This is a genomic window from Bacillus sp. AFS001701, from assembly GCF_002559405.1.
Taxonomy (GTDB): Bacteria; Bacillota; Bacilli; order Bacillales; family Bacillaceae_G; genus Gottfriedia.
In genome coordinates, this window is sequence record NZ_NTZO01000180.1 from 1 (window position 1) to 4540 (window position 4540).

Annotated in this window: 3 protein-coding genes; 1 reads left to right on the top strand and 2 read right to left on the bottom strand. The window is 33.8% G+C overall.

The genetic code is table 11. The features are described from left to right. Positions 1-529: 529 nt before the first annotated feature. A complete protein-coding gene (locus CN514_RS13180; RefSeq protein ID WP_098232987.1) occupies positions 530-2206 on the bottom strand; it encodes a GMC family oxidoreductase in 1677 nt (558 codons plus the stop codon). 663 nt (positions 2207-2869) lie between these two features. Continuing rightward, positions 2870-3178, bottom strand: a complete 309-nt coding sequence (locus tag CN514_RS13190; RefSeq protein ID WP_098232989.1) for a hypothetical protein — start codon at positions 3176-3178, stop codon at positions 2870-2872. A 467-nt stretch (positions 3179-3645) separates the two neighbouring features. Between CN514_RS13190 and CN514_RS13195 the strand changes: the two genes are divergently transcribed. Beyond that, positions 3646-4158, top strand: a complete 513-nt coding sequence (locus CN514_RS13195; protein ID WP_098232990.1) for a DoxX family protein — start codon at positions 3646-3648, stop codon at positions 4156-4158. The last annotated feature ends 382 nt before the right edge of the window (positions 4159-4540 follow it).

Consider the following 4540-nt stretch of genomic DNA (forward strand, 5'->3'; position numbering starts at 1 on the left):
CTATTAAATATTAGATTTTGTGAAAAAGAGAATTTTTTCATAAATAATAATATTTCTTCTGATATCTGATAATCAGTAAAAAATTTAAGCGTTACTTGATTTATTGGTTCATAACTAACTATTTCTTTACTTATTTTTATGGCACTTTCAAATAATTCAATATCTACCATGATGACCCCTCAAAATTATGTTTTGTTATTAATATATCAAACAAATTTAGTTATTTCTTATTGAAATATACTGCCAGATAGGAAAATAGGAGACGATCATAGTTAATCGTCTTTTCAGTGTTATTCAACTATTGCATGCGTTAATTGAAGTACAATGCTTAACAATTTCTATTTATGCACGATAAAAGATGCTTATTCATATTGAGAATCACTTATATTCTTTAATGGTCTTAAAACGGTAATGGTTCATCTAAGTATAAAAATGTTTAACAAAGATGCTAATGAAATAGGATACTATAGTCTAAGTAGAATAAAAAAGAGTGCTAAAAATCAGCACCAAATAATTGATAAATTAGAGATTAATCTTGAATGAATCGTACAGCATTTAAACCAATAATTTGAGAAGGGAGTGAAGTATTCCCATCAGGTAAAATAGGTGCTACTGATAGATCAGCTACCTTAAGGTTCTTTGTTCCAAAAACATTCAATTCGCCATCTACGACACCTTCCCGAACACTCCTTGCCATTTTGCATTGACCTCCAAAGTGGAAAACATTACGATATGAGGCCCTTACGAAACTTTCTAATTTTTTACGCTTTTCTTCAATATTTTTTATCTCAAAGATATTTTCAGGAGGGAATACGACTTTAAATATTCCTTCAGGATCGATTTCACGTGCTTTCTTCATAATGTTGTGGGTCTCAATAAACTGATCAACCATGAATCTCAGGTCATCTGCATTTCCTAGTGGATTAAGGTCTATGGTAGGATATGCCTCAGGATCGCTGTGTGAGACCATAATAGTACCTCTGCTTTTTGGGTTATCGTCAAAAAGTCCAAAACTTATGATATTGCTCTGCTTTTTTGGATCGAAATCCCAATTATTTTCCAATACCTCTGAGGCAGGGAGAAACGTTGATGCAGGAACTCCAATTATTTGAAGTCGACGCCCTCCCTTACCGCGATCGGCATTAAAAGCACCTAGTGTAATTGGATTATCAGGGTCTGCAGATATGAGGTCTAAAATCCGATTTGTTTTAACTTCAACTCCCATTCCGGTTGTAAATTGAGTTTGAAAGTTATGTCCTACATTTGGACTGTAAATTAAAGTTTCTATACCTGCTCTTTTCAGATCATCCGGGTCCCCAATTCCCGAACGCTGTAATATAACAGAAGATAAATTACCTGCACAAAGAATTATTCCCTTTTTCGCGAATGCTTTATTTGATTTGCCATTTCTGACAAAGTCAACTCCAACTGCAACTTGAATTTTTCCATCTTGCTTAAATAGGATTTTATTCACTGTTGTTTTAACCAAAATAACTAATTCTCTGTCGCCAACTCCAACTTCATCTGGATGGATCTCATTTCCTTGTGTTACTATTTTACTGTTTAAATAACCTGTTGCAGTAGATGAGCGAACAAATTTTCCATTTACTTCCTTATTTAAAAACTGTGATTTAAAAAAAGTACAATCCCTAATTCCAGTATTGTAATCCTCGACTATGGGAATATCTAATATTTCTGATGTTGCCTTTGCTAATGTAACGGTAATCCCATCCTTAGGAATAATTTGTTGTCTGACAAAAATAGGACCCTTTTTACCTCGTTCTTCTGGTAGTTGAGTCTTTCCAGTATAGGTTTCATTTTTTTTGAATAGCGGCCTTACACTGTTATAACTCCATTGAGGTCCAACTAGACGTGCCCATTCATCATAAAGTTCCTTGCTTCCCCTTACAGCATACATGGCATTATGCTCAGAGCTCCCACCGATTGCTCTACCGCCTGACACTCTAAGTTGTTGATTCCCAATACCAGGCTGTAAATTTGTAAACATATTAAAAGAATGCCTATTATCAGCAGACAAAACACCTGATACTGCACCTGAAGGGCTACTTAGCTCTTGAGTCATATTTGTGCCTGGTTCAAGTACCAATACAGAAGTAATTTTGTCATCCGATAACTTTTTTGCAATTAGACCACCTGCTGTTCCTGCTCCAATCACAATAAAATCAAAAGTGTTATCACTCGACACCGTACCAATCCTTCCGTTACTGATTTTGTATAATGTGAACTACTCATAGGTATGTTTAATTATTTAAACTTATGAATATATATGGGATTTACTGAAGCATTTGCCTTCTTATTAGATTTATTTGTATGCAAAAATCAATTTAACTCGAGCAATAAATGGAGTAATAAAAAAATCCCAATTTCTTTATAAAAAAATTAGAAATTGGGATTTTTAATATTTTAAATTCCTTTAGGTTGAAAATCCAAATATTTTGGACGCTCTACTAAGGGTCAATACAAGATATTTTCACTCTTGTTTCAAATCACTCTCTTCAATTATCCTCCCTCGATTTTGAAATTGAAGTTGATTTACCATAATATACATTGTTAAGTGTTGTTCAACTATCTCATGCGTTAGCCATCCATGAATCAAAGGATTCACAACAGTGAATGGCTGTTTAAATCGTTCTCCCATAGTAGTTGTATAAGGTAAAAATTTGTTGTAGGTAAATGAGGTCAATTGTAGGATAGAAATAGCAGATATCATATCTTTTTTTCTATCCTTCGTTTTTTGTCATATCATGTATGACTTTAAATAAAAACACTTAAATATACATATTTTTTCTCATTTACTTGAATTTCTATAAAATATTTTCCTATCCTTTTTTCAAAGTTTTTAGTTTTACTAAAATCCTTCATCTTGAGATGAAAAAGGTATATGAAGTCTTTGCTCAACCACACGAAGTCGCTGATTTAATCTATTTAAGCGTCTAGTGTGACGTTCTGAAGTTTGTTGAAGTTGATTTACTTCCCTATTTAGCTGATTTACTCGTCTTTCTAACTCATTTATACGTCTTGTAAAAGATTGAAATTGTTGAAATTGTCCTTGCTGTCTATCTACGTCATACTCATCATGATAGGTTGGTTGATAATATTGATGTTGTAAGTATGAAGATTGAGGTGGATAAGAGTAATAATTACCATAGTAATACATAATATCTCGCTCCTTCTTTTTATGATAACAAGATAAAATATGTAGGCAAATGAAGGATAGAAACGGCTCTAGCCTAATTTACTTAATGAAAATTTAATGTTATGAAGTGAAGTTAAAAAAAGGAATTAATTGAATAAGCTGATTATATCATCTCTTATGCAACTATCCTGCCAGTTAGAGCTATAAAAAAAGACCACCGAAGCATGCGTTAGCCAACCATGAACCTTTAGATTCACAACAGTGAATGGAAGGTTTTATTGTACTCCCATGGTAGTTGTATAAGCAGTATTTGCTCAGACTAATGGAGATAACTACAAACTTCAGTATAAAAAAATAAGTAAATTGGGTTAGAAAATTCAACTATACTCAAAATATTCGTTACTTTTCTCTTATTGATTATAAAATCAAAAAGACTGATAATGATAATCGATATCGTTTTAATGTTTCATTAATGAGGAGGTTTTATCGTGTTTATCCAATTTTTAAGGGAAAATCGTTTTATATCGCTGCTTCTTACTGTATTTCGAGTCTATCTTGGATGGGAATGGCTTAATGCTGGCTGGGGAAAAATCTCAAGTGGCAAATTCGATGCAAGTGGCTTTTTAAATGGAGCAGTGAACCAGGTATCTGGTGAACACCCTGCTGTTCAACCTTGGTGGGGAAATTTTTTAAAAGAAGTTGCATTACCTTACGTTGATCTTTTTAATGTTCTAGTGCCTTGGGGAGAATTTTTAGTTGGTCTTGGCTTAATTTTGGGTATTTTCACATCATTTTCAATACTAATGGGGCTTACAATGAACTTTGCTTATATGTTTTCAGGAACGACAAGTACAAATCCCCAAATGGTTTTTCTAGGAATATTTATTCTTGTGGCAGGAATGAATGCAGGAAAAATTGGATTGGATCGTTGGTTCATGCCGGTTCTAGGAAAATTGATATATAAAAGAGATGGTAATGAAAAAATTTCCCAAAGTGCATAATGACAATAGCCCTTCTCATCATACGAGAGGGGTTTTACTATGTCCTAACCAACTATAAAAAGGCTGCAAAACAGCCTTTTATGATCTTTAACTAGTCGAGTAGAAAGGAGTCTTTTTACCTTACGGTAAATCGAACTCCATCTCCTCCCAGAACCGTGCTTGCGCTATTAACGCACACGGCTCCTCCAACTTATCATTCAAAGAACTTAGTTAATTTCTATCAGACTTTACTATTCTGCTATCCTTAGTAGTTTTGTTTCCATTTATTCTACCTCTGTGTGTAGTAAATGTGTCCCTAATAAGGGCGATACTTTGGTAGCAGCCTTTCCTCCATCGGCATTACCCAACTTCATAGGTACTAGGCTGCTATCCGACTCCCTAC

Coding starts and splice junctions, on each gene's coding strand:
- CN514_RS13190 (WP_098232989.1), bottom strand. CDS start 3,178: ATGTATTACTATGGTAATTATTACTCTTATCCACCTCAATCTTCATAC.